We start from the raw sequence: 26,115 nt of genomic DNA on the forward strand, positions 1-26,115 counted from the left end.
CTTTCAGCGTGTGCTGATCATTCGGTTCCGGTACTTCAGGGGCTTCAGCGGCTTCGGCGGGGCGCCGAGCTCAGCGAAGGTCAGCAGCCAGGCGTCCGCCCGGTTCGGGCTCTTCACGCCGCGGGCCTTGAGCTCGGGCTTGCCTTCGACCTTGATAAGGCCGTTGCTCAGGATCGTGTACGTGGGCACGGTCAGCTCGGCGATCGTGTCCTCGTCCTCGCAAAGCTTGCAGTCCTTGGCTTCGAGCCACTCGCGGCCCTTCCACCAGAGTTCATCGCGCAACCGGTTGAACTGGCGTTCCTCGTTGTCGTTCACCGCCTCGGCCTCGGCCACGTTGACGCCGACAACCGGCAAGCCCAGTTCCTGGAGTCGATCGACCACGCCGGCACCGATACCGATGACATCGACGTTGATGGCCTGCGGTCGCTCAGCCTCGGGAGTCTTGTCCCACTCGGCTTTGATCAGACCCGCGGTCTGCATGGTGTCCTTGCCCCACCACTCTTCCACCGGTGCGAGCTGGTGATTGCCCTTGCGCTTCGCCAGAGCCGAGCTGTCGTCGCCGAAGCGGGCCACGTCCACGCCCCAGACAACCGCGGCACTGGCGATCACCGCCACTTCGCGGATCTTGGCCGCCTCGCAGAGCTCCAGCGAGATCACTCCATCAGGTGCGCCCACAAACTCCCCCTTGACGCGGACCTTGAAGACCGAGCTTTGCCGCCCGTACTTCTTGGCCATGTTCTCGATGTAGGCCCGGGACACCATCGGGCTCTTCTCGCCATCCCAGTGCAGCGCAGCCCAGGCGCCGCGCATCTTGTGGTGCGAGTCGAAGAAGTAGCCGCTCTGCCGGGTCGGATTGGCCGCCATCACGACGAAGGCGCCATCGGTGGACAGCGCACCCTCTGCGACCTCGAACACGTTGTCGCTGACGCCCGAGGCCTCGTCGATCAAGAACAGGATGTTCTCGGCGTGGAAGCCCTGCAGCGCCTCCGGCCGCTCCGGTCGCGAGGTGCGCGCCACTGAGAACGATTCGTTCGGCGCCGCCGCCATCCGGAACGCACCGGCGGACCAGACGAACTGACCGCCCAGGGCCGGATACTTCTCCTTCATGGTCCGATGCCACTTGGCGATCTCGGACCACAGTACGTCTTCAAGCTGGTGCGCCGTGGGTGCGGTCGCCGGCACCTTCGCCGGGAAGTAGCACGCCAGGAACCACAGCACGCACCAAGCCATGAACGTTGACTTGCCCGTGCCGTGACCCGATCGGATCGACACGCGGCGAGTCTTCACCAGGTGGCGGCTGGCATCCCACTGCTGATCCGTCGGATCGGCACCCAGCACTTCCTGCGCGAAGAGTGCCGGGCCTCCCTCACGCCACCGGAGGACGGCCTGCTGTGTTGGACTGAGCGCCATTCAGTTCCGCCAGCTCTTCGGCGAGGCTGCGGGTCTTGATCTCCCCGGAATGCTCGATCGCCGCCAGGCGCGGATGGATGTACGGAGCCGCGTCCTTTGCGATGCCCGATGCCTCGATCATCAAGTCAAGCGGCACCAGGTCGCGCTCGGCGTCGCTTACCGCGGCGGCCCGCAAGTTGTCGAAGCGACCGACCAGGGCGCGCATGGTCTGCAGCATCACTTCAAGCGGGGTCAGGCCTTCTTCGGCTGCCTTGTCCGCGATCTCGCGCGTCCTCTTCGTCGCCGCTCCAGCTTTGCGACCGGCGTTCTTCCGAGCACCACCGCGCTTTGATTTCGTTTGATTGTTTTCAAACATTTCAAACGTTCTCGCTCACAGGAACCCCATCCGCGGCTTGTGCGGAGTTTCGACAGCCTTCCCGGTGATCTCCTTCACCACCTGGTGCAGCTTGGACACCACGTCTTCGGGCTCGGGATCGCTCGACACAGAATGCGCGCTGCCGCAAACGCCAAGAATGCTCGGCTCGTAGTAGGCCTCCTCGCCTACAACGTGAGCCAGCGACGGGGATGAAGGTTCTTGAATCATGGTTCGGGGCTTCCTTGGCTTGTCCGAAATTGGGCCGCAGTCGTGCTCTTGTCAGGGCACATTGCGCGGAACCAAGGAGAAGACTATGTGGCTCGATTTCCTTCGCAGGATCGAAAACGCTACGTTTCCCCTGACCGTCACAGATCAGCAGGAGATCGAGGGAGTGGAGCAGCTTATGGCTGCGTTGCTGATCACTGCCGCGGTCGCGCCGCTATCAGTGGGCAAGGAAACGCGCGGCCAGCGAAGCCCTGCCATCGTCATAGGCATCACCGGCGAGGGCCGAAAACTGCTTGCCAAGTACCGCTCCCGGTCAGTATCAGAGTGAGCGCATCGGATTTACGCCTTCGGCGCTGCGCTGACCGTTCTCACTCACACCTCGCGACCATCGAGTGCGGATGGTGAAACAGTGGGCGCGGATTGCCCGCCGCGCCGGCACGCGGGGCTGGTGCCTGTCGCCGGGTGGGAATCAAGGCAGGCTCTTCCCCTGCATGTCACGGCGCCGAAGCACCGCGGTGTTAAGCCGCTGATCGGGCGTGAGTCCCCGTTGGATGGTTGCGATGGCCAGGCTCGAACTGGCGCCCCCCGCGCGCTACCTACTGCGCTACACCGCGGAAAAAGGATGCCCGATCGCATTTCCCAGTGGGAGAGACGACGCTCGGCAGAACTATCATCAAGATCCAACCAAATGAGGACGCCATGCTCACTTCACATCCCAAACTCGCGCTAGCCGAAGGCGCTACCGAATCTGCCCGGGCCCAGATCAACGCCATTGCGGTGGCGCCGAATGCTGACCCCGATACAGTCCAGGCGCTGAAGGATCTCTGCTCGGCGACCGAGTACATCCTGCATGTGCTCAAGGATTGGGAGCAGAAGGTCAACAGGCAGTAAGGGTCGGCGATGGAAGAAGCAAAATTTGCGGACGTGCCGCCTATGGACTGGGGTATGGCTGCGGTCCAGAGCCTCATTGCAACGCTGGTAACGCTGCAGCGCAATGGCGTCCTGCAAATTTCAGATGTCGTATCTGAAATTGGCAACACGATCGATTATCGGACTCAGCATTTCCCGGAGCGACGAGCCAAGGACCAAGTTCTCCAGCACGTTTACGAGATGATGATGCTGGCCGACAAGAACGAAGCGGAGCTTGCCGCGTTGAAAGCCAAGCGCGACGCAGCTGGAGGTCTGCCTCCCTCGAAATGAGAAAGCCGCCTCAGTGGGCGGCTTGAGAACCCAAAAGGGCGAGCTCATCCATCAAAGGTTGAGCTGCTCTTATTTTTCCCGGCTCACCCGGGATTTGGACAGGTCCGGATATTGTACCGAGCGGTAGAGTATTCGCAAGCATCAGTCCATGAGATCGCGCAGTTTCCTCATTGCAGCAGGGCCCGCTTCAGCCTGGCTCTTCTCCATTTGCGCGATCAGCCATCTGGCGAGCTCGCGCTGCGGCGCGGGGAACTGACGCTCGAAGGGGACCTTCCCCTCTCCGAGGCACGGCTTGCACTTCTGCGTGCCGAGCGTTTTGGTGCCAGGAATCAGGGTGACGCCATGGCCGCCACAAGGCTTGCAGGTGCCGTCCCTATGCCAAGCGAGGCACGCCCTGGCCATGTCCACCGCCTGAACACGATTGAGCTTCACTCGGAGCCCACGCGCCTGCTTCCAGACCTCGTCCGAGAGGAGCTCAACGATCTGAACGGCCGCCGAGTTGTCCCCGCAGAAGAGGCGCTGCAGCGCTGCTGCCAGTGGCTCGTGCTTCGCAGCCAAGCCCATCGCGCCCAGGACATCGGTATCCGACATCGTGGTGCGCGGGTCGCTCTTGAGGTTCGCGGATCGAACGGCGCTGGCATAGCGCTCAATGATCTTCATACCGTGTTGTCATCCTTTCCGCTGTCGTACAAGCGCCGAACTTCCGCACGTTCCACCAGCAGCGGACGGAGCTCATCTGCCTTTGCGCTGACCTCGTCATCGGTTCCGAAGGCAATCAACAAATAGTCGTTGGTCATGTTTCCTTCGAAGAACCGCATGCCTGACTGCGCGGTGCGCGACAGCGGCTCCGTGTGAAACCCGTTGGACTTCTTGCTCCAGAGCAGCGCGTAGATCTCGTCGTTCATTGGTTCTCCTGGTTTGAAAAAGGGACGTAGGACAGCGGGTAGCGCCGCGACTGGGAACGGTACTGCATAGATGCCTTGTCGAACCACAGCAGGAGCGTGTAGTCCTGCGTGAGCCCGTTGCGCTGCTTCTTCAGGATCAACTTCGCGTCGAAGTCGGCCTGCTGCGCTTCCCAGGCCGCCACCGCCTCGCCATCGTTTGGGTTCGGGGGCGCCTCATCCTTCTGGGCGCGCCAGACCGAAAAGACGTTGTCTGCACGGTTGACGATTCCGCCCGCGCCGGCCACCTCCATCTTGCTCGGTGCCTCCGCCTCGTCCTTCAGCTTCCGGGGGTGCGCGACGATGTGAATGTGCGCGCCGTGAGCTTTGGCGAACGCGGTGATCTTCTGCACCGCCTCGTTCTGCTTGGTGATCGCGCCAGGCCCGTCGGCCGGAACGTCGATCATCATCAAGCTGTCGATGACGAAGTGGCGGACACCGTACCGGCGGGCCGCGTAGCCGAACACCTCGAGCAGACGATCGAGCCTCGCGATGCCGACCAGGTCGAAGAGCCAGCACCTTTCGCGAAGCCACGCGCCGACAGCCCGGATGTACTCGCGTGTCGGCTTGCCCAGGCCGGTAGCCTGCTTGTGCATGCGCAGGAGGTGCCTGCCCGGCATCATCTCGCCCGAGAACACCACCACCCGCTCACCTTGGGCCATGAGCCCAAGCAAGACCTGATCGAGCATCAGGCTCTTGCCGTGCCCGTTGATGCCGGTCCAGCAGGTGTACTCGCACAGTCGGAACTCGAAGAAGTCGAACGTGCGGTCGAACTGAAGCACGGGGTCGCGCGGCGCGTCGGGATCGGGATAGAACAACGATTCGACCTCTGGCGTGAAGTCGTCGGCGTTCCGCAGTTCCTCGGGGTCCAGCGGCCGCGCGTCGTCCATCGCCTGCTGGAAGTCCACCGCCTCGGCTCCGTCTTGCAGCCACTGGTTCGCGTCCTTCGCGCCCAAGCGCACGCGACGGCAGCGCTCCACTCCCAGACGCTGGATGACCTCCTTTGCGCCCTTGTCGCCGGCCTCGTCGTTGTCGAAGCAGACCAGGATCTCGTCGAAGCGTTCGAGCTTGTCCCAGTCGGTTTCGAGCCACTGGTGATTGCCAGCACCCTGGTTCACCGACAGCGTGGGGATCCGCATCTGGTGGAGCGTCATGGCGTCGATCTCGCCCTCGGTGATCGTCACAACCCGGGCCTTCGCGTCGATCAAGTGCCAACCGAACAGGCACGGCGCGGCGCCCGCCTCCTGCCGCATGTCCTTCTTTTCGTCGATGTTGCGGTACTTGATGTTGATCAGCTCGCCGTGCTGGTCGATGAACGGGAAGACGGCGTAAATCTTGCCGTGCTGCACCTGCTCGGCGACCTTGAAAGCCCGGATCGTCTCGTCGGTCAGCCCGCGGCCGCGCAGCCACTCCAGCGCCCTGCCCTTCGCTGCCGGCACGCCAGGGCTGACTGGCCGACGGTAGGTTTTCTCCGGCGGCTTCGGGAAGTCGTCACGGATGCCGAGGTACTGCTTGACCTCCTTCATCGCGTCCACGATGCCGAGACCGCGGCAGGCCATCCACAGATCGAGCAGATCCCCGCCCTCCCCGCTCGCGAAGTCCGACCAGACACCGGCCTTGTGCCCGCGGATGCACACGGACAGGCTGTCGCCTGGCTCCCCGCTGGTGTTCCCGATCTTCCACTCACCGGCGCGCTGCTTGCCGCCCGGCAACAGGTACTTCGCGATGTCGGCCGCCCGCTCGGCCATGCGCGGCTTCAGCTCGCTCGCGTTCATGCCGCCACCTCGCTGATGCGGCGGCCGTCGCGGAACTCGCGGTAGTTGAGGACGTGGCAGCGCTCGTTCGCAGCCTCCGCCGGATGCGTGAACCCGGCGACCTCCCACCACTGCTGCCCGCTCTCGTTGACGGGCACCGACGACTTCGCGCCCGGGATCTCATCATCCCACCGGCCCTGGTTCAGCCAGGTGGACGCATGCGGGATGAAGCGCCCGTTCTCGCGGCGGTCGAGGTGCGGCCGCTGTGCCGCCAAAGCGCCCAAGATCTTCGCCTGCAGCGAAGCATCCGGGGCGAGAGTCTTCCATGCCCGCCATGCTGCCTGGCGCCCCATCTTGCGGGGATAGGCTGCGTAGAACGCTGCGAACTCCGGCGACTCCTCATCGTCACCAGACGCGGGACGCCGCCGCTTCCCCCCTTGGGGGGTATGGGGGGTATTACTTGAATCAGGAATCAGTGAATCAGGAATCAGGGTGTTATGGATCAGTTTCTTAACTGTTAAACCACTGTTGTTGGCATCAGCTGGACCAGCCGGCTTAACTGTTAGACCACCGTCTTCGACCCTCTCTGAGTTGGCTGCCGTAACCGTTGCCGCACAAGAAAGGCGGTGGCTGACGCCGGTTGCATAACCGTTCTTGTTGCGTTCGTGAACGGTGATGAAGCCTTCTTCGTCGGGGATCTGCCCATCCTTTTCAGTGCCGTGGGGAACCTGGTGCTTCACGAACGCCACGATCCGGATGTACCGGACGCCAGCCCACTGGTAGCGCTTGATGAAGCCCCACAGCACGAGCTCTTGCAGAAGTGGCTCGACCTCGATCGAGTCGAAGGGGAAGAGCTCGCCTTTGATCTTCTTCGCGCGATCCTCCAGCCGGCCCTCGCGATCCGCAAGGGTCCAGAGACCAGCAAAGCACAAGCGCGCGAACGCTGAGCACTCGGCCAGGTCTTCGTTCTTGAAAAAGCCTGGCTTGATGTTGCGGGCGCGGGCCATCAGTGATGCGACCCCACTTCTCCTGACGCCACGTCGCCCATAGCGGCCGTGATCGCCTCGATCTCCTGCTCGATCGCGGCCCATCGTTCCGCGGCTTCGCCCTGCGTCTTAGTGAGCGCGGCGATGAACTTCGGCATGTCATCGCGCTCGATCACGATGAAGTGCGGTCCATCGCTGACAGCATCGGCGCTGGCGATCACGACGTGGCCGCCGTCACCGGGATAGACCGCGAGCTGTTGGAACTTGCCATCGACGACCATGCAGCCGCCCTCGCGCAGTTCGTCCCATGTCGGCGACAGTGGATCCTGGGTTCCAGCCAGGTCTGGCGCTTGCGTGTCGATCATTTCCAACGTCCCATTTCATGATTCGTCGCCCAGACGGCGCGGCCGACGTGCCCGCGGTGCACGGAGCACCAGTACAGAAAGTGAGCGACCCAGAGGACGGCGCGGCGCATGGTCACTCCCAGATGAGCTGATCCGGCCGCTCGATGCTGGCCAGGTGGACCTTCGACAGGGTTAGCAACGCCTGTATCTGGTCCGGCGGAAAACATTGCATTTCTTGGTTGACGACCTTGAGGCCTAGATGGGCCAGGAGCTCGCTGAATTGCTCCAGCTGGTCGTTCTTCATCCTGCTGACCGTCGATTCGCTGATGCCCATGGAGGTCGCGAGCGCAACCTGCCTTCCGGGCTCTTGCAGCGCGCGCAAGATCGTCACTTGCGTCTTGCGTGCTCTTTCTTGGACGGTGGAAGACGATGCCGACATGACTTACCGCCCTACCCTCGCTGCCAACGACGCCGACTTGATCCACTGCTCGACACGAACCTTCTTGAGCACCAACACGACCGGCGACGGCAAGACCGCACAGGTGAAGCTGCGCGTGAGCCGGCTGGAGTTGCGATGGCTCGACGGCGACGTGGTCGCGCGTTTCAACGCCCAAGAGACCGATGTGTCGCCGATGCGGCGGGTGCGCCCCAGCAGAACCGAGAGGTAGGCCATCCTCAGCCCGTCCGCTCTTGCAGAGCGCCAGCATCGACCGGTTCGGCTTCCACGAACCATTCAGGCCGCAAGACGCGCAGTTGCCAGACGCGGCCGTCTGGCATGTCCTCCCCCCATTGGGAGATCGCGCCGGGTGTGATGCTCAGCATCTTGGCCAGCGCTGCGGCGCTTCCTGCGTTGGCGATTGCGATCTTGGTCTTCATGGTTAGCACTATAGCGCTCTAAAGCGATGAGCGCTAGTCTGCTAAATTCTTTAGATGGCTTAATCGATCCCATGAGCTTGAATGAACGCATCAGAGAGGCGCGTGATGGCGCCAAGATGACCAACACCGAATTGGCACGCGCGACCGGGCGCAGCCAAGGCGCTGTCACACAGTGGTTAGACGGGACTGCTCAATCCCTCAAGGGCGAAACTGCCGCTCTCATTGAGCGTGCGACTGGCTACCGTGCTTACTGGCTGATCACCGGCAAAGGGCCAAAGCGCGTCGAAGACGTTGAGCCGCAACTCAAATGGGACGTGCTCACTTCCCTCGAGATCCTGGGCAAGTCAATCGAAGAGGTCGTAGACCCCGGTGCTCGAGCCAGCGCGGTTTCGATGCTCACCACCTACATCAACGACCCGAGCGGAAATCTCGACGTGCTGCCGCTTATCGCCAAAAGGCTGTCGGGCGAGCGCCCTAGTGCAACAGATAAGGGTTTCTGGGAGGGAAGACGGGCCAACATGGAGCCAATCAACCCAACGGCACCCAAGCCTGGTAAGCACAAGAAGGACGGATCCTGAGGTCCCTGCACTCAGATACTTTAGTGAACTGAAGGGTTATTATTTAGTTTGCTGTACTTCTGAGCTTTAGTTGTCTAAAGTCAGCTCTATCGCCCACGTTGGGCAAGGAGTTGAAATTGGACGCTGTCGCACACACAACTTTCGAAGCCGCCGCGCGCGATGCGCTGCGCAAGCGCAACTGGCGCAACGCGGCCCTTCTGTTCACCGAGGCCGCGGACGAAATCCCCGCCGACATCCACGGCGTGACACCTGTCCGCGCCAGCGGCCTTCGTCGCGATGCGCACTTGGCGCTGTGCCGCACGGAGGAGTTCAAGAACTACCGCGAGCAAATGCGCACCCGACGCTGCAGGGATTTCCGCGCCGAGTGGGAGACACCGTCGGGCGAACTCGTCACCCGCCTCCTGATGCCGAAGCGGAGGGCCTGACCATGTTGCTCGACTTCATTCTCTCGTCGCGCCTGTTCAACTGGTTCTTCGGCACCATGCACGGCCGCGACGAGCGCATCGATGCGGCGGCCGCCCGCGGCGCCCTCTCCGCCTTCGCGTTCGCCGTCCTCGCCGGCTGCGGAGGCGGTGGCGGTGGAAGTGGCGGCGCCCCCATGGCGCTGCTGCCGGCCGCGCCCAAGGAGCAGCCCGCCGAGCAGCCGATCAAGCCCCCACCGATCTGTTCGGTGACCCTCTACGGGGACTCCATCCTGCACGGCGGCACCGTTGCCGGGCAGCTGCTCGAGACCCCGGCCGCAGCCATCCAGCGCATGCGCCCTATGTACCGGCTGGTCGATCGCTCGCGAAATGGTGACTCTGTGCTTCTTCGCTTGCCGAGCTTTCTTGCCGATCAGATAGACACCCGGTTCGTCGTGATCGAGCACGGCATGAACGACGCCGGCAACGGCTTCGACTACCGCGAGCCGCTGCGCTCCATGGTCCAGCGCGTGAAGGCCCTCAAGGCGACGCCCGTCGTCACTGGCCTATCGCATGTGCGCGGCGCGCCGGCTTGGCGCGATACCTACGACGCCCTGGCGCGTCAGGTGGCCACCGAAGAGGGCGCGATTTTCGCGGACTGGGGCGCCGCGCCGTACTCCGACGCCGACATGGCCGACGACGTGCATCCAGCCCAGGCATACAGCACACGCCTTGTCGATAAGCTTGTGCGCGCCCTGGACGCTGCAGCTCCGGAGTGCCAGTCTTGAACTGAGTTCCGGAGATCGCCCAACCAAGCCCGCCCTGAGCGGGCTTTTTTCATGCCTACCTGCGCCTTCACGAGTGGCCGCGGTGCTGATGGCACGTTGATGGCACGTTGATGGCAATATTGCGGGAGTGATCAACGCCGGTTCTATATCTGATGCCGGAAACCTTTCCCGACGGGCGCATCTTGGACAAGATTGAAGACCACGACCATCAGAAGTTAGACGTGTGCATAGGCTGCCTGATGGACGATCAAATCGAACTGTTCTGGCACAGTGCGGCACCGCTGGCCCAGGCCCTCCTCTTCTTGGAGAAGCAGGACCTGCATGCCCTGATTCAGACTTTGCCACTTGAACCGGATGAAGCCGAGGCACAGATCGATGCTCTTCAAGACATAGAGCATGCAGACGAGTTTCCAGACAGCAAACCTCAGGCGCTGGGCCAGCAACTATGGAATCTTGTAAGCAACGAGCACAGCCACTGCTATTCGCACTCTGAGAGACTCGGCCAAATCGAGATCCTCACTGCGATCCTATCTATGGATCTTGCCGCACAGTACCTGCAGAGCGGCAACGTGCCGTCGTGTTTTGCATCGTGTAGCCGTGCGCACATGCATCTCGGCATGGCCTTCATACAAGCTGGTTCGTCCTACGCCAAGGACTCTCTGCGGGCCATCGCGAAACGCGGTGGCGACGCGAAGGTCAAACAAGACCCTAAGCAGCGGACCAAGGACCAGGCAAAGGAATACTGGATGCGCTGGCAAGAGAACCCATCGCTTTACTCAGGGCCGGAAGCCTACGCAAAAGACATGATGAACAAGTTCGGGCCCGAAAGCGACTTGCCACCAGAACAAGCTATCCAGAATATCGAAAGTCCCAGGCGATGGACTCGCCAGTGGAAGGCGCAGAGCAATACTACCGAGCCGGCTGGGTAGCTACTAAGCTAGCCGGGTACGCATTCACCCAGCACGCTGCTATAGATTTAATAGCGGTCGCCAGATCCAATCTCTACCATACCGCAGCACATCAGATGCATTGCGGGTTCGAATGGAGTGAGGATGGAAGCAACTGCAGCAGCCCGCTGGCCGGTCGATCTTTGTCGCTGTACTGGGGGTGCTGTCGCGATGTCAGGGATCTTGCCGCTCCCGGTCCGCACGCTCCGCAGCCCGTCTGGCTTCAATCTCCTCCATGCGCTTTTGGTGTCGAGCAATCGCTTGTTGATCCCCGTCAGCAAGCATGTAGGCCTCGACTGCGCCCCCCAGCCGCTCCAAGGCTCGTTCCATTTCCTTTTTCATCTGAGGCACGGAGAACGGCAGATCTCGCGACAAGGACGAGGCCATGGCCGAGAGCCGAATGTAAGCATCCTCTTGCGGTTCGTTAAGGATTTGCACTTCCGCCTCTCTGGCTCTGGATCGCGCGAACCGCAGCAATTCCAAGGCCGCAAGCAATGCAGCCTGGTATCTCTGCGTGACGAACTGCCTCTCGATGGCTTGCGCCTGGAGCTGGGCAACCGACAGTGCCAGAGCCGCCGACCCACCTTCGCCGAAAGAGTCTTCGAGGCGCTGCAGGATCTCGGCATTCATCGACCGGTTGTTGGCCTTTGCAGCCTCTGCGATCCGGTCGCGCATCCCCTCGGGAAAGCGAACGATGTACTTGTCCCCAGCTTGAGCTGTGGTGCCCGGCATGGGTGCCGGCGGTGGTGGCGGCGGGGTAAGCAGCTTTCTACGTTCAACCATGACAGTAGCTTAATGGCTAAATGCCATACATCAAACGATGGCAAATAGCCATTATGTATTTGCATCCAGCTGGCGCTTAGCCATAATTTAGCCATCATGGCTCTTAGCCACTATCTTATGTCTACGCCGCAGCCGATGCACCCCAAGCCCGTCCAAGTCCGTATGAAAGCGGAAACGCACAAGTGGATCCACGAGCAAGCCCACGCTCAGGAGCGCTCGGCGAACTGGATCATCAACCACATTCTCGAGCAGGCTCGCGCCTCGCAAAAGGAGGCGCCGATGAGCAGCGGATAGCGCGAAGGCCATCCAAAAGGCGAACCCCTGGGGCGGGTGAGAGCGCTTCCAGGGGTTCTAGATCCGAGAACCCTGACAAGGAACCCAAATCATGATCAATGTTAAGGCACCGTCGCGTCGCACCGCAACAACCGTTGCCAAAGCCGCTACTGCTGTCACTCCCTCTAGAACCGTCACGGCCAAGCCGATCGAGAACGAGGCCGCCACTTGCAAGCCAACGAAGGTCGCCAGCGCAGTCAGCAACACCCTCGGGGTATCCCGCGCATGTTCGGCAAGGGCTTCGGAGTTCCTCCAACTGGCCTCCGAACTCGACGAACCTGACGAAGACCTGCGGAGCGGCGATACCCTCCGCTTTACGCGCATGGCCTTGGGCCAGCTGGAGATGTTCAGCTACGACGACAGGTGGACTGACATCGAGATGGCCGGAACGCTGTTCGACAGCATCGCTCTGATTAATGCCGCGGCCTGGTCGCCGGGCGACAAGATCGGCAAAGCCCGCCGCATCCTGCTAGATCAGGCGCGCCAGTTGCTCGAGGCTGCTGCTACGACCGCACTCGACGGCGGCATTCTCGAGGCCTCGAAGGCAATGGCCGCGGTGCACCAGGTCTACAGCAAGGAACTGCCGCAAGGGGCGCTGCAATGACCGCCGCAACCCTCATCAAGCCTGCCAAAAGCCCGGCGAAGGCCGTCCGCAAGAGTGCCGTCTACGTGCCGTCAACCGACGGCAGCAACGTTGTGGCGCGCTTGGCAGCCCTGCAGGCAGCGATTCGCGAGGCAGACGAAAAGCTAGAGGCTGCCTACGACCGCGCGGAACGCGGCGAGCCATATGAAGTACTGCTTCACCATGTCGCACACGAGCTGCTGATCGGCGACGCGCTCGCAATGCTGGAAGACTCGCCGACGCAAGCTGATGCCGCCGCCAACTATGAGGCGCTCTTCAAGCCGCTGGCCGCGCTGCAGGGCGCGATCGGACTCGCTCAGGGCTCTGGCATTGAGGGAACGCTGAAAGAGGCATTCGAACTGCTCGACTGGGCACAGAACGAACTCGACTGCTGCGCGGGTCTGCCGAAGCTGCTCCCCAAGGGCACGAGGGCCGAGGCCGCGCAGCGCGAAACCCCTGCACCCACCCGAAAGCGCGTGGACTGGTTGGAGGTCGACATTGCAGACGGCGACCTCCGCTCGGCAGAGATCCTGATGGAGATGGCGCACATGGAGTGCCAGTGGCAGTACTCCGATGCTGAGGCATCCGAGCGCGCGCAAGAGCGGATCATTGTCATGCTCGACGCGATCGGGAACCAGGTCGCCGAAGCCCGCGAGCGTCTTCAAGCAGTGATCACTGAAGTGATCGGGGACAAGTCGTGAGCGCCGCCGCAACCATTTCACCCGGTGTCGAGTACGAGGCCGGCACCAGCGGCGACATCTACATAGGCCGCCCAGCAGCCCTGATTGCAGCCGGCTTGATCGAAGCCGCAAAGGTGCCAGGCGCCCCCGGCATGCCGCGGTCGTCCATTACGTTCGTGGACGGCGTACCGCAGCCCCGCGGCGCCAAGCCGGCGCACGACGAGCGCTGGATGCAGGCAACGATGTACGGTCGCCAACTCCGGCTTACGAAGGGGATCGACCCCGAGGAGCGAAGCCGCCGAGAGCAGAAGCGCGCCCGGGAACTGGAAGAACTGGCTCGCACCACGCCGAAGAAAGACATCGGCCGCGACGAAGCGATCAAGCAACTGCGCAGCGCCAGCGCGATCTTCCAGGTTGGCGATTCCGTGATTGTCAATGGCCACCAGGCCATGGTCTGCGAGGGCTACAAGGTGCACACGGTCAGGGCCGAGGATGGCGAGTACATCGACCGTGATGGCGTTCGCGTCGAACACCGCTGGGGCTACACCTGCCGATACCGCAGCGGCGAAGAGTTCTTCTTCGCGGCGTACCAGGTCACCGCACCCAACGACACTGGTCGCCCAAGCCATTTGCGCTTGGTAGCAGGTGCCAAGCCGGCGCCCAGGCCCGTCCTGGCTCTCAGGAGCCACGCATGATCGAGATCTACACGGACGGAGCTTGCTGGCCCAACCCGAGCGCCAATGGCGGATGGGGTTTCGTGGCCTACACCAACGGCGCCGAAATACACACCGCCAAAGGTCCAGCCGAGGGCCTGACGACCAACAACCGCATGGAGATGACCGCCATGCTGCGCGCACTGATGTGGCTGGGCGAGCGGCCGGGCCGCATCCTCAGCGACAGTCAGTACGTTGTCAACGGCCTCAACTCCTGGTGCAACGGTTGGGAGCGCCGCGGGTGGATGCGCAAGGACAAGGGCTCGATGGTGCCCGTCCCGAACGCCGACCTGTGGCAGGTGATGGTGATCGCCCGCATGCCACAGCATCAGATTCAGTGGGTAAAGGGTCACGCCGGCATCTTGGGCAATGAGCGGGCCGACCAGCTCGCCGAGACGGCCTGCAGAGGCATCGCCGCATGAGCGGTCATCTCCTGCCCCGGGTGGTCCGTCACCGCGACGCCCCCGGCTACTGCGGCATGGACCGCAACCGCTTCGACGCCGAGGTGCGCCCTGCCATCACTGAAATCCCCATCGGTCATCGCGGGATCGCCTTCGACCGGCTTGAGCTCGATGCCTGGCTTGACGCGTATATTTCTGAGCGTGGACGCCCGAGTCGCTCAAGGAAAGGAGAAATCCAATGCGAACTCGGACAAAAGGGATCCAGCTTCTCGGAAGCGAACGGGTCGTCAACAAGCAGTACCTCGGTGAGAGGATCTTCCAGCGTCTCGGCGCGGTCTCGCAAGACGATGCAGAAGCTTGGCTTCGGCGCCGTCAGCTCGAAATCGACGACGAGCGGGCAAAGCAACTTCGAGCAGGCGCTGATCGCTTGTGGGCAGATGGGGCGGCAAAGTACTTGATGGAATGCAGGCAGCGCGGAGTGCGCTCGCTGGAGACCATCGGCTACCACGTCAAGATCCTGCTGCCCTACATCGGCAAGCTGCCCATGGGCGAGGTCTGCAACGACTCGCTGGAGACCTTCAAGTCGGAGCGGATCGACGAGGACGGAGCGAAGAACTCCACCGTCAATCGCAGCCTGGAGGTGGTGCGAACAGTGATGAACCGTGCGGCGCGGGTCTGGCGGGACAACGGAAGGCCCTGGCTGCCCTCACCGCCGCTGATCGAGATGCTGGATGAGGATGCACAGCGGAGACCGCCGTACCCGCTGTCATGGGCAGAGCAAGCGAAGCTGATTCCGGTGCTCGCGACCCACCTCCAGCGACCTGTGCTTTTCGCGCTCAACACCGGCGCCCGCGATGACAACGTGTGCGGGCTTCGGTGGAGCTGGGAAGTGCCGGTGCCGGAGCTGGAGCGCAGCGTTTTCGTGATTCCTGCGGCGGAGTTCAAGGGCAAGCGCGACCATGTGCTGGTTCTGAACGATGCTGCTTGGAAGATCGTGGAAGCCTGTAGGGGGAAGCACGAGGAATACGTGTTCACCTACCGACCGCCAGCGAAGAAGGAGCCAGGCGGGAGGCGGAAGGAGCTGCCGCGCCGGCGAATCGGTACGCTGAACAACACGGGTTGGCAGCGAGCTCGCGCGTCGATTGGGCTGGAGAAGGTGCGGGTGCACGACCTTCGCCACACATTCGGCCAGCGGCTCCGGGACGGGGGTGTTTCCGAAGAGGACCGCGCCCTGCTTCTGGGACATGCGATCGAGGGGATGCCGCAGCACTATGCGACGGCGACAGTAGCTAGGCTTGTGGAGGCCGCGAACAAGGCGACCAACACCTTTGACCGCACGACGCTGCTGCGGGTAGTGAACGGCTAGGCGTTAGAAGAAAGTCGCGCAAAAAGTCGCGCAAATGAGAAGAGGGTTAGTCCGCGCTAACGGGCTAACCCTCTGAAAAGTGGTGCGGCTGGCAGGATTCGAACCCACGACCCCTTGGTTCGTAGCCAAGTACTCTATCCAACTGAGCTACAGCCGCACAGCTTGCGAGTATAGCATGCCCGCAGCGCTGTCCTGCGCGCGCAATGCGGTGCCGCGCCTCGCGGCCAGATGGACAGACGGCGCCGACGCCGCCCGTGCAACCCAAGGCTCACTTCCCCAGGAGCGCCGGAAGCTGCGGCACCAACGCGTCCGGCGCTTTGGCCAAACCGGTCTCCAGCGTGGACAGCACGGCGGCGGCAACTGTCTTGTAGGCGCCGGCGTCCTCGGCCATGGTGTTGTAGTAATCCAGGTCCTTGCGTGCATTGGCAATCGAAAACCGCAGCCCCGAGGTATCCCCGGCAAGCAGGAACGGCTTGAGCCGCTCCAGCGCAATGCCGCCTCCGCCGCCTTTTGCCAGCACTTCCACGAACGCTTCGGCTCCCACGCCGTTCGTCTTCGCGCACGCGGCGGCCTCCGCCAGTAGCGTCACCATGCCGAGGGACACGTAGTTGTGCAGGAGCTTCATGCTGTGTCCCGCACCCACGGGCCCCATGTGCGTGATGTTCTCCGCGAAACACTGCAGGAGCGGCAGGACTTCGTCGAGCACCGCGGCGTCACCGCCGACCAGCAGGTTCAGGCGCCCTTCCGCGGCCTCTTTCGGCGTGCGCGTCATCGGTGAGTCGAGGAAGCGGCCGCCGGCAGCCTGCACCGCCTGCGCCATGCGCACGGTGGACGACGGAATGGCGGTGGAGCAGTCGATCACCACCGCGCCGGGGCGCAGCCCCTGCAGGACGCCGCCCTCCCCCGCGAGCACGGCCTCGACCTGCGGCGAGCCCGTCAGCACCAGGATCACGATGTCCGACGCGGCAGCGACCTCGCGGGCGCTGGCGAGCACGAGCGCACCCTTTGCCTCGAGGTCGTCCACCGGCTGGTTGCCGGGGTGGTCCAGCACCCGCAATTCATGCCCGTGCTTGAGGACGTTGCTCGCGATCCCGTGGCCCATCATGCCGATGCCCACCATACCGACGCTTCTTGCCATCACTCGTTCCTTCGTTCGTTGTTGCGTTGCTCAGCGGCGGCTCGCCATGAACCGCTTGAGGTACTGCGGATCGACCGCTTTCTGGATGACCTTCAGCGGGATCGGCTCAGGGATTGTCTTTGTCGATTGAAGAACCTGCATCGCCAGGTTCAGCTTTCCCACCAGGCCGCCCTCGGCCGATATTATCGAAAGCGGATTCGCCGGATCGAGCTGCTGCGCCAGCGTCGGGCGCTGCTGGTAAACACGCTCGACCGCGGCCTGGGCGACTGCGGGCGTCAGCGACAGGCGCTTGACCAGCGCGTCGACTGCGAGCTGCGCGTTCTTTGCTACAGCGTCAGCAGCAAGCGCCTCGAGTTCCAACAGCTTGACGCCGGCGTCCGGGTGCTTCTTCAGGAAGTCCGGGCGCGCCCCCGTCATGCGCGGGCACACGCCGCCCTCGGCGTACTCCGGGTCCCAGCTCACGACCCTGAAGCCTTCCGCGTCGAGCGATGCCGAGTACGGTGACCACGCCATGCCCGCGTCGATGGAGTTGCTGAGGAAGGAGTTGCGCAGCAGCGGCGCAGGAATGTGAGGGGCTGGTGGAGTTCGACTGCCATCCGAACGTGGGTCGTGATGCGGTGGTCGGATCGCTGCTGCCCGTGACCGATGGACGCGTGCCGGTGCCACAGAGGCCGAGCCTCGGTGCAGCGCCCGACCTCGAGGCGCTGAGCCGCTATCGCACCTGGGCCCGGCAGGGCTGATGGCCCCGCAGACCGGTGCGCTGCACCGGCGCCGTGCTGTTCACGCCCAGCGACCGGCCCGAGCGGTTCGGCAAGGGCTGGGCCGCGAGTGGCGGTCGCCTGATCCTCGACCTCGAAGACGCGTGGCGCCCAAGCACAAATTCGCCGCCCGTGAAGCGGTGGTGCGGTGGCTGCAGGAAACGGGACACGAACCGCTGGTGCGGGTGAACGCGGGGGACTCGCCGTATCAGGCGGACGATCTCGCCGCGCTGGGCAGTCTGCGCGTGGCCGGCGTGATCGTCCCGAAGGTGAATACGCCGCGCGACCTGCATGCGCTGCGTGTCGGGTGGCCGGCGGCCACGCTGTTCCCTTTGATCGAAACAGCGCAGGGCCTCGAACACGCGACCGAGATCGCGAGCGTACCCGGCGTCGGGCAGTTGCTGCTCGGGGCGCTGGACCTGCACGCCGATTGCGGCATCGACTATCCGCATCCTGCGCTGCTGGAGCATGCGCGTCTTGGCCTCGTCTTGGCCAGCCGTTGCGCGGGCATCGTGGCGCCCATCGACACACCACATCCGGCCGTGCGTGAATTCGAGGAGGTGGCCAAGTACGCGCGAGCCTTCGCCCGGCCCGGCTTCGCGGGCAAGCTGTGCATCCATCCCGGCCAGATCGCCAGCGTGGCGGATGCCTTCAGGCCGTCCGAAGAGCAGCTCCAATGGGCGCGGGCGGATGGTCGATGCGCCCGTGGTCGCCTGGGCGAATGCCCTGCTGGCGCGCACTGCGGCATAGCAAGGGCGCGCAGACCGATGGCCAGGAGGCTTCGTCCCGGAGATACGGCGCTACGGGGCGTGCCACAAATGCGCAGGTAGGCGGGTCGCGGTGGTAGGCCGTCCTGGGCTTGAACCAGGGACCAACGGATTATGAGTCCCTCTCTCCCTAGGCTAGGCTACAGAGGAAAAATCCTAGGCTACAGATCTAAGCCGTTGATCTGATTCGAGATTCTAGCATTGATGGGGCGCATTGAGGTGTGTTGAGCATCGTTGTGCCGTAGCCTATGCGTAGCCTAAATACGCCTCGCGCGTTAAAGTGAGTCCACCAAAAGGATCACCATGGCTGAAAAACTCACTCTGGAACTCATCAAAAAGCTGCCTCTGTCCACGGATGGCAAGCAAAGCATCGTCATGGACACCGTCACGCCTGGCTTCGGAATCCGTGTGGGGAGCCAGTCCAAGACCTTCATCGTCGTCAAGCGGATGCCCCATGGGACACCCAAAAAAGTCACCCTTGGCAAGTTCGGCTCACTCACCCTAGAGGCTGCTCGGAAGCTGGCTCAGGACTTCATCTCTCAACTGGCTCACGGGGTGGACGTGAACCAGCAAAAAAGGGCGGTGAAGACTGAAAAAAGAGCCATCGTTGAAGAACAGAAAAAAGAAGAATCCAACGATAAGCAGACTCTTCAATGGTTGTTTGATGAGTACAAAAATGAACAACTCATCAAGAACAATGGTGGCTCTGAAGGCACCCTCTCATCAATGGGTGAATGTTTCAAGATGATGGGTGCAAGGCAGTGCCAAACACTTATCTACAACGAGAAGAAAAAGACATGGAGTGAAGGCAAATTAGTTAACTTGGAAAGTTGGCTTGATCGCCCTCTTCGCTCAATCACCACAAAAGAAATTCTTGATCGTTTTGAAGTGATGGAAATCACAAGACCAAAACGATTGATTGGTGGTGTTTTGAAACCAATGGGGCGAACGCATCAAATCGCCTACAAGTTTGCGATGAGTGCATTTGAATGGTTCATCCCAAGAAACTATCATCAAACCAACAAACAAGAAATGTTGGACAATCCATTCAAGATCTTAACAATCTACAAGAAATGGAAAGCGGTTGGAGTCAGAACAAGAGTTGTTGATTTTACTGATGTAGAGGTCTTTGGCACTTGGTGGAATGCTATTTTAGATTATCGTGCGGTCAATGAAGTAGCAGCCGACTACATGCAATATTCAATCTTGCAAGCTGGCCGTAGTATTGAAATGGTCAACATGACTTGGGACATGGTAAACCTCAAGAAACGGCAAGTGACATACGAGAAGACAAAGAATGGTGATGACTACACCATGCCCCTATCAGATATTGCTTATGAAATCTTGGAAAGAAGAAGGGCTAAAAATCCAAAGTCAAGCAACTGGGTTTGGGACTATCCTGAATCGAAGACTGGTCATATCCCAAAAGACACCAAGCACCATTTTCATCAACTTACTGAAAGAGGTGCTGTGTTTGTTAGCACCCATGACTTGAAGAGAACTTGGGCTAGTGCGGTTGCATCATTGAACAAGTATGGGGATCGTGAAATTGACTACATCCTCAAGCATGCTCGTAGTGATGTTGGTATCCACTACTTCATCAAGAATGAAATCTTGCTCAAAGAGATTTTGCAGTCTGTAGAGAATTTGTTTGTTGGACTGGTTGCCAAACACAATGCTAGCAAAAATGAAGTGCAGGAAGTTAGCGAGGCTTGAGCATTGAAACCAGACGATCCACTATCTCCAAGACTTGTTCACGGTCTTGTGCAGATAGTGGATTTATTTTTTGGGCAAGGATCATTGCTTGCTCAGTGCTTCTGTCAGAGCTGATAAGAAGTAAGTCTTGAACAGGACAACCCAAGGCTTCAGCCACTTCTACAAGCCTTGGAATGCTAGGCATGATTGAACCTCTCTCCATGCGAGAGATTGCCTCAATCCCAAGGTTGAGAGTAGTTCCAAGCTCCTCTTGAGTCATTGGCACGGCTTTCCTGCGGTCGGCAATCGCCTTGCCTACCTTTACCGCCAATGCTGATTCCCTGTCTTTGTCCATGTGCACCACCTAGTCAAAGATGGTCGCGTCTCAACCCATCGGGTAGAAGGACGAAACGGGATGATTGTCTACCCGTTCCGTCTAGTCTGCGTTAAAGTTCGTTCAGCACTTCCTGGGTGGAGGGGCATCAACAATGCGAGGACGACATGGAAAGCAGTTTCAAGAAAAGCTATCAAAAAACTATGAACCCTGATGGTTCGTTTGAGCTGTCATTTAAATCAAAGCGGCTGAACCCAAGAACCGCTGCGGGTGTGGGCATGCTCATCGTTTTTGCGATGCTGCCAGCATCATGTGCAGTGACACTGCCTGTTGCCATGTTGTTCGGGTCGGGGCGTGATTTCATGTCCGTGCCTGTCTGGTTGGCCTTGACTCTCATAACATTTGGCATTGGTTGCTACATGATTGCAAATTCGTCTAGCAAGCTTGTGGTAGTTCCAAACAAGGGGCTTGTCATCAAAGGCAAGAATCTGCCGTTCTCAGATATTCAAAATATCGGAACCATCCACACTCCAGCACTTGGCAATAGCAAAGGTTCAGCATATGTCTATGCTGAGACTTTCGGCACCCAAGTAAACCTTTCAAAGTACATCACATTGTCTTTGGCTGATTCGTTGGTGGCTGAAATCAAAGAAAGCTCTGGGGTGGTGTGGAAATGAAAACTGCAACCTATGTGAAGCATGGGACTATCGTGACCGATCACTTGGCTCCCATCAATGCCACGATGTTCATTGCTACAGGAACATTGCTTCCCATCATGGATTTCCTTCGTCCATATTTTCCATACATCAACTTTGTGGCTGGTGCAGTTGTATTGTTCTTTGTGGTGCTTGCCATCATGAAGGTGCTGAAGGTTCCTCCAAACCGTGTGATTCCTTCAAGTATGGTGTTCTGTGCTGGTGTCTGTGCTGTCGCCTTCTCGGTGGGTGCAGTGGCTTCAAGCAAGCATGCAAGCGATGGTGGATTCATTGCTGCGAAGTCTACTGATGCTCGTGCACTTCAAGCGAACATTCTGAACCTTGAAAAGCACACTCAGGCTATCAATGACAAGCTCACAGACATCCAAGCTGGCAAGTCCTCAAACCCTCGGGTAGAACTTGCAAACATGGGCATCCAGTGGGACTTCTATAAGTTTTACGAAGCTGCCAAACGGGGTGATGAACTCGTGGTGGATCTGTTCCTGAAGGGTGGTATGCCTGTCACCAGTGCCGTAGGTGAACACTTCACATCCATCCCAAAGTCGGTGGTCATCACGAACTTGCCCAATGCTGGAAGGCTGATGGAAATCTTTGCCAAGAACGGCGTGGATTTGAATGACCAAAAGCTTGTGGCAAGAACTGGAGTGCCAGAGCCTCTCACACCTCCAAACCTGTATGCCTACGCCATGAGGGAGAAAAGCCCTGTGGCTGAGAAGCTGGCAAGTTTGGGAGTCAACACAACTGGCTATCCAGCATGGAATCAAGCCATGGACACAGAAGACAAGAAGCCCAAGGCTTACCTATCTGGCATCTAAGCCCCTTCGGGGGCTTTTTTAATGGATGTGGATAGGCTTCGCTTCAGACTTCTCTATGGCAATCTTTGTGGTGAATGAACATACGGAAGTGAAGGCAACAAACTCTTTGAAGCTAATTTCCTTCATTTCTCTTTTATGTATGAGAAAAAGGATGTGCTGAACAAAGGCAACCTCAACAGAATGAGGATTGATAAGTAAATCGTTTGCTATGCCCTGAGCCGCTGATTCCATGTCTTCTATTTGTTTATTCATGATGTCCCCTTGTTGTTTTAATGTGAATATTATTATCAATATAGCGTGATTGAATTGAATATCAATCCATATATGTTAAAATAAACATAACAACAGGAGACAAAAGATGTTTGATGATTATTTAGATATGGTCTTTACGGGTTTTCGTGTTCAAGAATGCTTGGATGCAATCAATGATGAAGCTACGGCAGAAGCTGGATGGAACCAGTATGTAGAGATGGTGGGTGGCAATGCTCCTGAGTCCGACTACTGGAACGAGGGCACCACCAGTGTTGAAGCCCAGTGGGACTACAGCCAGCTTCGCAAGCACTGCGAGACTCTCATGCGGATCTACATGGAGAACCTGAACCTTGATGACCTGTTGACCATGCTCAAGTGTGGTGAGCAAGTGATGGACTATGCAGATGAGGAGACAAAGAATGTCTATGCGGCTTGGGAGCTTCAAAGAAAGCTCATTGAGACATTGAGCGAGAAGAAAGAAAGCAAATCAGTGAAGATATGAGCTTTAAAATTTTGGAATATAGAAAAGCCAGCATCTCGCTGGCTTTTTTCATTGAAAGAACTTTGTGACTCTTGGATGGTAGGGGTCAAGTTTTCCTTCTTCCAATTGTTTACTTGTTTCATAGATTGCTCTCTTGCAAAGCTCTCCTAAGTTGATGCCTAGACTTTTTGCCATGGATTCTGCCTTGACCAACTGTTGAGGCTGGAAAGGCAGGAACACTGATTTCACTGTCTTTGGCTCTTCCGCTGTCCACTTCGGGCCTTTGTAGCTCTCCAAACCATAAACATATTGAAGGCAGAACAAGCAAGCTCTTGAGTTTCCAATTTGAAAATGTTTGGCAATCGCTTGTAGCTTTGCAGGGTTGTATTCATCGCTTGATAAAAAGCTTATTTGTCTTACGCTGTATTCAATCATGGGTGTCTCCTTATCTGATTATTTTTGAAAGAAATGCTTGTGCTCGTGGAGACTTAGGACTTGCGAAGAATTCATCAGACTTCGCTTCTTCCACAATCTTTCCGTCAGCCATGAAGACAATCCTGTTGGCAACTTGCTTGGCGAATCCCATTTCATGAGTCACGACAACCAAAGTCATCTTCTTGTTGACGGCTAGGTCGGTCATGATGTCCAAGATGTCTTGAACGGATTCAGGGTCAAGTGCACTGGTTGGCTCATCAAACAGGAGATAGTCAGGATTGACCACCAAGGCTCTTGCAATCGCTACACGCTGCTGCTGGCCGCCTGAGAGCTGGCTTGGGTACTTGTCGGCGTGATCTCTCATGCCTACTGCTGCAAGCTGTACCTTCGCCTTGAGAGTTGCGTCTTCACGGTCTATGCCATGCACGTGCACCTGAGGGCCTACAAGGTTGTCCAGCACTGTCATGTTGGCAAATAGTGCGAAGTCCTGGAACACCATGCCTACGGTCTTGTGCAGGCTCACTGGCTCCATGAGGGCGGTATCCATTCCCTCCAAGAAGATGTTGCCGTTGTTGATTGGCTCCAAGCCGTTGATGGTCTTGATGAGAGTGGACTTGCCTGAGCCTGAAGGCCCGCAAATAACAACCACATCTCCTTTTTTAATCGTGAGATTCACGTTGCTTAGAACCTGTGAAGCTCCATAGCTCTTGCTGACATTGTTTAATTGAATCATTTTTCTTCCTTTTGTTGTTGTTTTCTGTCGAAACTGCACTGTGCAATATTCTTAATTTTTTCTATCAATAGCTCTGTTTCTCTAAGGTTCAGGTCAAGCTCCCTAACTATGACGATGACCGGCTGAACTCTTTCGTTGAATGTTAGATTTGTCATAACATCAATGACGACGGCTAAATGTTCTGGCGGGAGCTTGTGAAGGTCATAACCTAACTTCTCTAGGTGCTTGTCTATGTTCATACCGCACCTCTTTGCAATCTGTTGGCGACTCTTTGAAGAGCTACACAAAGCACTAAATACACTGCACTGCCTGCCAATATCATTCCTGGCATGTTGCCATTCATTTCACCAGTCTTGACCATTGACCCAAAGAAGTCGGTCAAACCTATGACATACACAAGTGCTGTGTCTTGGAAAAGAATGATGGATTGTGTGACTAGAACTGGCAGACTGTTCTTGATAGCTTGTGGTATCAACACATAGCGATAGCTTTGAAGTGTTGTGAAGCCATTAGACTTGCAGGCTGCAAGTTGATTCTTAGGTATGGCATTGAAGCCTGAGCGAAGAATCTCAGCGAAGTAAGCAGCCTCAAACAGACTGAAGGCAATCAAGGCACATGCCATGCGGATGTCACCATTAATGCCAAACATTGTTTTGACGATGCCTGGTGCAACCAAGTAGAAGCCAAAGATGATGAGGACTAGAGGCAGAGAGCGAAAAGCGTCTATGTAGACTCGTGCGAGTTGGTCAGCAACTGGAATCTTGAGAGTTCGGCACATTGCCAGAACTGTTCCCAGCATCAGCCCAAAAACCAAAGCAACTGCTGTGATGGTTGCTGTAGTTATAAATCCATTGATAATAATTTCCATATTTGTCTACCTTGTTGTTATTATTCAAGATAGCAAATATATTGTGAAAAGCAATATCTCTTGAGAAATAAAAAAAGCACCTGAAGGTGCTTTATATGAATGGTTCAAGAATCAGGCTAGCTTTGTCTTTTTCTCAATCAAATAGGCAAGTCCTTTCACCGAGAAGTTGATGATGAGATAACCAATCAAGATGCATAGGAACGCTTCGTAGGGCTTAGCTGTGTAGTCAATGATTGTTTGCGCTTGCTTGGTCAAGTCCAACAACCCGATAGTAGAAATCACTGCACTGTTCTTCACAGTGTTCATCGCTTCGCTGGTCAAACTCGGCGCAATGTTCCTGAGGGCTTGAGGCACGAGGAACCTGATGTATGTCTGCACCTGGTTGAAGCCTAGAGCCTTGGACGCGGCTGCTTGCGATCTGGGTAGGGCTTGTATGCCTGCTGTGACCTGTGCGGCTATACGGCTGCTCATGTAGATGGCAAGGCTCAGGGTTCCTACAGTGAAGATGAGATGGTCTGGGTTCATGGTCTTCACTGCCTCTGGGAAGAGGATGACTGGAAGCACGAAGTAGCCAATGAACACCTGAGCCAAGAACGGCACAGAACGGACAACCTCAAAGTAGGTGTCAGCGAGCTTCTTCTTGATGCCGGTGGTGGTTCGTAGAGAACCGATGACCACTCCAAGGGCGAGAGCCAGCATAAAAGCCAGTCCTGAAACTGTGACTGTGGTGAGGGCTCCTGTGAGTACCCAGTCAAGATAAGTTTGATTTTCGCCGGTCGCTACTTTCTCAGATAAAAAATTAAAGTCCATGATATTCCTTCTTGTTGTTATATCAAGATAGCAAATATATTGTGAAAAGCAATATCTCTTGGGCAATAAAAAAGCACCCGTAGGTGCTTAGTTAGTTTGTTGGTCATTTTCATACAGTAGTTTCTTCATCTTGAGTTGTTTTGTTTGCGACCACGGTGTCTGCCACATGTCTCGTTATGTAGCGCAAATGAATTAGAGCTTTCATCTTCAAACGGTTTTCTTGAACGATTGCTTGGTCAATTTCGTGGAAATTCTTCGCATAAAACTGAACAATCAACCTAGTTAGCATTACATCAATCCCACGAGAAGTAAACTTACAAAACTCCCTTGGTCTTAGTTCGTACTTAAAATTGAAACCGTTCTGTCCGAAATGTATGTTGGCTGTGCATGTTGTATTGTCGGGTATGGCATAGCGCCAGTATGCACGCACATGATTGCCAAGGGAGTCAAAAAAAGACTTGTTGTGCTCGTGAACTTTCATTTCCCATTTTTGTTTCTTAGTTGGTTCTGAGGCAGAAGTCTTCTCGTGCGGTATTTGTGTCCTTATTTTTTTAAGTTCATAATAAAACTTTCCGCTTATCTTTCGATTACTATTTTTGCTCATGTCATC

40 protein-coding genes, 2 tRNA genes and 1 pseudogene are annotated in these 26,115 nt (G+C 58.0%); 20 read left to right on the top strand and 23 right to left on the bottom strand.

What is annotated here, in order from left to right:
• Nucleotides 1–3 precede the first annotated feature (3 nt).
• From E5P3_RS24510 to E5P3_RS24520, 3 genes are read right to left on the bottom strand one after another with little or no spacing between them, the layout of a single operon-like run.
• Nucleotides 4–1,410: a terminase B gene (locus E5P3_RS24510; protein ID WP_162588325.1), complete on the bottom strand. Its 1,407-nt coding sequence runs from the start codon at nucleotides 1,408–1,410 to the stop codon at nucleotides 4–6.
• The gene (locus E5P3_RS24515; RefSeq protein WP_162588326.1) at nucleotides 1,367–1,765 is read right to left on the bottom strand and encodes a hypothetical protein; all 399 of its coding nucleotides are present in this window, start codon (nucleotides 1,763–1,765) and stop codon (nucleotides 1,367–1,369) included. The genes E5P3_RS24510 and E5P3_RS24515 overlap by 44 nt, the downstream gene beginning before the upstream one ends.
• Nucleotides 1,766–1,780: 15 nt before the next feature.
• The gene (locus tag E5P3_RS24520; RefSeq protein WP_162588327.1) at nucleotides 1,781–1,993 is read right to left on the bottom strand and encodes a hypothetical protein; all 213 of its coding nucleotides are present in this window, start codon (nucleotides 1,991–1,993) and stop codon (nucleotides 1,781–1,783) included.
• Nucleotides 1,994–2,078: 85 nt separating this feature from the next.
• On the opposite strand from E5P3_RS24520, the gene E5P3_RS24525 reads away from it, so the two are divergent.
• On the top strand, nucleotides 2,079–2,318 hold the full coding sequence (locus E5P3_RS24525; protein ID WP_162588328.1) for a hypothetical protein: 240 nt from the start codon (nucleotides 2,079–2,081) through the stop codon (nucleotides 2,316–2,318).
• A 224-nt stretch (nucleotides 2,319–2,542) separates the two neighbouring features.
• Here the strand turns inward: E5P3_RS24525 and E5P3_RS24530 are convergent.
• Nucleotides 2,543–2,604, bottom strand: a tRNA-OTHER gene (locus E5P3_RS24530).
• Nucleotides 2,605–2,689: 85 nt separating this feature from the next.
• On the opposite strand from E5P3_RS24530, the gene E5P3_RS24535 reads away from it, so the two are divergent.
• Both E5P3_RS24535 and E5P3_RS24540 read left to right on the top strand, forming a co-directional pair.
• Nucleotides 2,690–2,881 (top strand): hypothetical protein, encoded by a 192-nt coding sequence (locus E5P3_RS24535; protein ID WP_162588329.1) that lies wholly within the window; start codon nucleotides 2,690–2,692, stop codon nucleotides 2,879–2,881.
• A 9-nt stretch (nucleotides 2,882–2,890) separates the two neighbouring features.
• Nucleotides 2,891–3,190, top strand: a complete 300-nt coding sequence (locus E5P3_RS24540) for a hypothetical protein (RefSeq protein ID WP_162588330.1) — start codon at nucleotides 2,891–2,893, stop codon at nucleotides 3,188–3,190.
• A gap of 141 nt (nucleotides 3,191–3,331) precedes the next feature.
• Here the strand turns inward: E5P3_RS24540 and E5P3_RS24545 are convergent, their stop codons facing one another.
• The 6 genes from E5P3_RS24545 to E5P3_RS24570 form a co-directional block, all read right to left on the bottom strand.
• Nucleotides 3,332–3,850 carry a hypothetical protein gene (locus E5P3_RS24545; protein ID WP_162588331.1) on the bottom strand — a complete coding sequence of 173 codons (519 nt, stop codon included), beginning with the start codon at nucleotides 3,848–3,850 and terminating at the stop codon, nucleotides 3,332–3,334.
• A complete protein-coding gene (locus E5P3_RS24550) occupies nucleotides 3,847–4,095 on the bottom strand; it encodes a hypothetical protein (RefSeq protein ID WP_162588332.1) in 249 nt (82 codons plus the stop codon). The genes E5P3_RS24545 and E5P3_RS24550 overlap by 4 nt, the downstream gene beginning before the upstream one ends.
• A complete protein-coding gene (locus E5P3_RS24555; protein ID WP_162588333.1) occupies nucleotides 4,092–5,906 on the bottom strand; it encodes a toprim domain-containing protein in 1,815 nt (604 codons plus the stop codon). The genes E5P3_RS24550 and E5P3_RS24555 overlap by 4 nt, the downstream gene beginning before the upstream one ends.
• Nucleotides 5,903–6,892, bottom strand: coding sequence for a hypothetical protein (locus E5P3_RS24560; protein WP_162588334.1), 990 nt, complete (start codon nucleotides 6,890–6,892; stop codon nucleotides 5,903–5,905). Before E5P3_RS24560 ends, E5P3_RS24555 begins: the two co-directional genes overlap by 4 nt.
• Nucleotides 6,892–7,242 carry a hypothetical protein gene (locus tag E5P3_RS24565; RefSeq protein ID WP_162588335.1) on the bottom strand — a complete coding sequence of 117 codons (351 nt, stop codon included), beginning with the start codon at nucleotides 7,240–7,242 and terminating at the stop codon, nucleotides 6,892–6,894. Before E5P3_RS24565 ends, E5P3_RS24560 begins: the two co-directional genes overlap by 1 nt.
• A gap of 106 nt (nucleotides 7,243–7,348) precedes the next feature.
• A complete protein-coding gene (locus tag E5P3_RS24570) occupies nucleotides 7,349–7,654 on the bottom strand; it encodes a CII family transcriptional regulator (protein ID WP_269473991.1) in 306 nt (101 codons plus the stop codon).
• Between E5P3_RS24570 and E5P3_RS24575 the strand changes: the two genes are divergently transcribed.
• Nucleotides 7,653–7,883 (top strand): hypothetical protein, encoded by a 231-nt coding sequence (locus tag E5P3_RS24575; protein WP_162588337.1) that lies wholly within the window; start codon nucleotides 7,653–7,655, stop codon nucleotides 7,881–7,883. The genes E5P3_RS24570 and E5P3_RS24575 overlap by 2 nt on opposite strands.
• A 7-nt stretch (nucleotides 7,884–7,890) precedes the next feature.
• Here the strand turns inward: E5P3_RS24575 and E5P3_RS24580 are convergent, their stop codons facing one another.
• Entirely contained in the window at nucleotides 7,891–8,091 is a 201-nt protein-coding gene (locus tag E5P3_RS24580) for a Cro/CI family transcriptional regulator (RefSeq protein ID WP_162588338.1), read from the bottom strand.
• A gap of 77 nt (nucleotides 8,092–8,168) precedes the next feature.
• On the opposite strand from E5P3_RS24580, the gene E5P3_RS24585 reads away from it, so the two are divergent.
• From E5P3_RS24585 to E5P3_RS24600, 4 genes are all read left to right on the top strand, one after another.
• Nucleotides 8,169–8,669 carry a helix-turn-helix domain-containing protein gene (locus tag E5P3_RS24585; RefSeq protein WP_162588339.1) on the top strand — a complete coding sequence of 167 codons (501 nt, stop codon included), beginning with the start codon at nucleotides 8,169–8,171 and terminating at the stop codon, nucleotides 8,667–8,669.
• Nucleotides 8,670–8,785: 116 nt separating this feature from the next.
• Entirely contained in the window at nucleotides 8,786–9,094 is a 309-nt protein-coding gene (locus E5P3_RS24590) for a hypothetical protein (protein ID WP_162588340.1), read from the top strand.
• A 2-nt stretch (nucleotides 9,095–9,096) separates the two neighbouring features.
• A complete protein-coding gene (locus E5P3_RS24595) occupies nucleotides 9,097–9,858 on the top strand; it encodes an SGNH/GDSL hydrolase family protein (protein ID WP_162588341.1) in 762 nt (253 codons plus the stop codon).
• A gap of 182 nt (nucleotides 9,859–10,040) precedes the next feature.
• Nucleotides 10,041–10,787, top strand: coding sequence for a hypothetical protein (locus tag E5P3_RS24600; RefSeq protein ID WP_162588342.1), 747 nt, complete (start codon nucleotides 10,041–10,043; stop codon nucleotides 10,785–10,787).
• 192 nt (nucleotides 10,788–10,979) lie between these two features.
• On the opposite strand, the gene E5P3_RS24605 is transcribed toward E5P3_RS24600, so the two are convergent.
• The gene (locus tag E5P3_RS24605) at nucleotides 10,980–11,537 is read right to left on the bottom strand and encodes an Arc family DNA-binding protein (protein WP_162588343.1); all 558 of its coding nucleotides are present in this window, start codon (nucleotides 11,535–11,537) and stop codon (nucleotides 10,980–10,982) included.
• Between the two features lie 436 nt (nucleotides 11,538–11,973).
• Between E5P3_RS24605 and E5P3_RS24610 the strand changes: the two genes are divergently transcribed.
• The 6 genes from E5P3_RS24610 to E5P3_RS24635 are packed head-to-tail and all read left to right on the top strand — an operon-like array spanning nucleotide 11,974 to nucleotide 15,703.
• Nucleotides 11,974–12,525: a hypothetical protein gene (locus tag E5P3_RS24610; protein ID WP_162588344.1), complete on the top strand. Its 552-nt coding sequence runs from the start codon at nucleotides 11,974–11,976 to the stop codon at nucleotides 12,523–12,525.
• Nucleotides 12,522–13,244, top strand: a complete 723-nt coding sequence (locus E5P3_RS24615) for a hypothetical protein (protein WP_162588345.1) — start codon at nucleotides 12,522–12,524, stop codon at nucleotides 13,242–13,244. The genes E5P3_RS24610 and E5P3_RS24615 overlap by 4 nt, the downstream gene beginning before the upstream one ends.
• A complete protein-coding gene (locus E5P3_RS24620) occupies nucleotides 13,241–13,918 on the top strand; it encodes a hypothetical protein (protein ID WP_162588346.1) in 678 nt (225 codons plus the stop codon). Before E5P3_RS24615 ends, E5P3_RS24620 begins: the two co-directional genes overlap by 4 nt.
• The gene (locus tag E5P3_RS24625; RefSeq protein ID WP_162588347.1) at nucleotides 13,915–14,358 is read left to right on the top strand and encodes a ribonuclease H family protein; all 444 of its coding nucleotides are present in this window, start codon (nucleotides 13,915–13,917) and stop codon (nucleotides 14,356–14,358) included. The genes E5P3_RS24620 and E5P3_RS24625 overlap by 4 nt, the downstream gene beginning before the upstream one ends.
• The gene (locus tag E5P3_RS24630; RefSeq protein ID WP_162588348.1) at nucleotides 14,355–14,795 is read left to right on the top strand and encodes a hypothetical protein; all 441 of its coding nucleotides are present in this window, start codon (nucleotides 14,355–14,357) and stop codon (nucleotides 14,793–14,795) included. Before E5P3_RS24625 ends, E5P3_RS24630 begins: the two co-directional genes overlap by 4 nt.
• Before the next feature lie 20 nt (nucleotides 14,796–14,815).
• Entirely contained in the window at nucleotides 14,816–15,703 is an 888-nt protein-coding gene (locus E5P3_RS24635) for a tyrosine-type recombinase/integrase (RefSeq protein ID WP_162588349.1), read from the top strand.
• 80 nt (nucleotides 15,704–15,783) lie between these two features.
• Here E5P3_RS24635 and E5P3_RS24640 read toward each other — a convergent pair.
• From E5P3_RS24640 to E5P3_RS24650, 3 genes and pseudogenes are all read right to left on the bottom strand, one after another.
• A tRNA-Arg gene (locus E5P3_RS24640) sits at nucleotides 15,784–15,860 on the bottom strand.
• Between the two features lie 111 nt (nucleotides 15,861–15,971).
• Nucleotides 15,972–16,856, bottom strand: a pseudogene (locus tag E5P3_RS24645) (NAD(P)-dependent oxidoreductase); the annotation flags it as partial.
• A gap of 15 nt (nucleotides 16,857–16,871) precedes the next feature.
• On the bottom strand, nucleotides 16,872–17,354 hold the full coding sequence (locus tag E5P3_RS24650; RefSeq protein ID WP_162588351.1) for a hypothetical protein: 483 nt from the start codon (nucleotides 17,352–17,354) through the stop codon (nucleotides 16,872–16,874).
• Nucleotides 17,355–17,419: 65 nt separating this feature from the next.
• On the opposite strand from E5P3_RS24650, the gene E5P3_RS24655 reads away from it, so the two are divergent.
• From E5P3_RS24655 to E5P3_RS24665, 3 genes are all read left to right on the top strand, one after another.
• Complete coding sequence (locus tag E5P3_RS24655; RefSeq protein WP_162588352.1) at nucleotides 17,420–17,581, top strand: hypothetical protein; 162 nt, start codon at nucleotides 17,420–17,422, stop codon at nucleotides 17,579–17,581.
• 122 nt (nucleotides 17,582–17,703) lie between these two features.
• Nucleotides 17,704–18,429 (top strand): HpcH/HpaI aldolase/citrate lyase family protein, encoded by a 726-nt coding sequence (locus E5P3_RS24660; RefSeq protein WP_162588353.1) that lies wholly within the window; start codon nucleotides 17,704–17,706, stop codon nucleotides 18,427–18,429.
• A 240-nt stretch (nucleotides 18,430–18,669) separates the two neighbouring features.
• On the top strand, nucleotides 18,670–20,082 hold the full coding sequence (locus E5P3_RS24665) for an integrase family protein (RefSeq protein WP_162588354.1): 1,413 nt from the start codon (nucleotides 18,670–18,672) through the stop codon (nucleotides 20,080–20,082).
• Here E5P3_RS24665 and E5P3_RS24670 read toward each other — a convergent pair.
• Entirely contained in the window at nucleotides 20,069–20,416 is a 348-nt protein-coding gene (locus E5P3_RS24670) for a helix-turn-helix domain-containing protein (RefSeq protein WP_162588355.1), read from the bottom strand. The genes E5P3_RS24665 and E5P3_RS24670 overlap by 14 nt on opposite strands.
• A gap of 146 nt (nucleotides 20,417–20,562) precedes the next feature.
• Here E5P3_RS24670 and E5P3_RS24675 point away from each other — a divergent pair, with 146 nt between their 5' ends.
• On the top strand, nucleotides 20,563–21,072 hold the full coding sequence (locus E5P3_RS24675; RefSeq protein WP_162588356.1) for a hypothetical protein: 510 nt from the start codon (nucleotides 20,563–20,565) through the stop codon (nucleotides 21,070–21,072).
• Entirely contained in the window at nucleotides 21,069–21,926 is an 858-nt protein-coding gene (locus tag E5P3_RS24680) for a hypothetical protein (RefSeq protein WP_162588357.1), read from the top strand. The genes E5P3_RS24675 and E5P3_RS24680 overlap by 4 nt, the downstream gene beginning before the upstream one ends.
• 18 nt (nucleotides 21,927–21,944) lie before the next feature.
• On the opposite strand, the gene E5P3_RS24685 is transcribed toward E5P3_RS24680, so the two are convergent.
• Nucleotides 21,945–22,178, bottom strand: a complete 234-nt coding sequence (locus E5P3_RS24685; RefSeq protein ID WP_162588358.1) for a hypothetical protein — start codon at nucleotides 22,176–22,178, stop codon at nucleotides 21,945–21,947.
• A gap of 106 nt (nucleotides 22,179–22,284) precedes the next feature.
• On the opposite strand from E5P3_RS24685, the gene E5P3_RS24690 reads away from it, so the two are divergent.
• The gene (locus tag E5P3_RS24690) at nucleotides 22,285–22,680 is read left to right on the top strand and encodes a hypothetical protein (RefSeq protein ID WP_162588359.1); all 396 of its coding nucleotides are present in this window, start codon (nucleotides 22,285–22,287) and stop codon (nucleotides 22,678–22,680) included.
• Between the two features lie 48 nt (nucleotides 22,681–22,728).
• Here the strand turns inward: E5P3_RS24690 and E5P3_RS24695 are convergent, their stop codons facing one another.
• The 6 genes from E5P3_RS24695 to E5P3_RS24720 form a co-directional block, all read right to left on the bottom strand.
• On the bottom strand, nucleotides 22,729–23,094 hold the full coding sequence (locus tag E5P3_RS24695; RefSeq protein ID WP_162588360.1) for a hypothetical protein: 366 nt from the start codon (nucleotides 23,092–23,094) through the stop codon (nucleotides 22,729–22,731).
• A gap of 10 nt (nucleotides 23,095–23,104) precedes the next feature.
• Complete coding sequence (locus tag E5P3_RS24700) at nucleotides 23,105–23,827, bottom strand: amino acid ABC transporter ATP-binding protein (protein WP_162588361.1); 723 nt, start codon at nucleotides 23,825–23,827, stop codon at nucleotides 23,105–23,107.
• Nucleotides 23,824–24,066, bottom strand: coding sequence for a hypothetical protein (locus tag E5P3_RS24705; RefSeq protein WP_162588362.1), 243 nt, complete (start codon nucleotides 24,064–24,066; stop codon nucleotides 23,824–23,826). The genes E5P3_RS24700 and E5P3_RS24705 overlap by 4 nt, the downstream gene beginning before the upstream one ends.
• A complete protein-coding gene (locus tag E5P3_RS24710; protein ID WP_162588363.1) occupies nucleotides 24,063–24,695 on the bottom strand; it encodes an amino acid ABC transporter permease in 633 nt (210 codons plus the stop codon). The genes E5P3_RS24705 and E5P3_RS24710 overlap by 4 nt, the downstream gene beginning before the upstream one ends.
• A gap of 111 nt (nucleotides 24,696–24,806) precedes the next feature.
• Nucleotides 24,807–25,505: an amino acid ABC transporter permease gene (locus E5P3_RS24715; protein ID WP_162588364.1), complete on the bottom strand. Its 699-nt coding sequence runs from the start codon at nucleotides 25,503–25,505 to the stop codon at nucleotides 24,807–24,809.
• A 109-nt stretch (nucleotides 25,506–25,614) separates the two neighbouring features.
• Nucleotides 25,615–26,109 carry a hypothetical protein gene (locus E5P3_RS24720; RefSeq protein WP_162588365.1) on the bottom strand — a complete coding sequence of 165 codons (495 nt, stop codon included), beginning with the start codon at nucleotides 26,107–26,109 and terminating at the stop codon, nucleotides 25,615–25,617.
• Nucleotides 26,110–26,115 lie beyond the last annotated feature (6 nt).

This window comes from Variovorax sp. RA8, from assembly GCF_901827175.1.
GTDB lineage: Bacteria > Pseudomonadota > Gammaproteobacteria > Burkholderiales > Burkholderiaceae_C > Variovorax.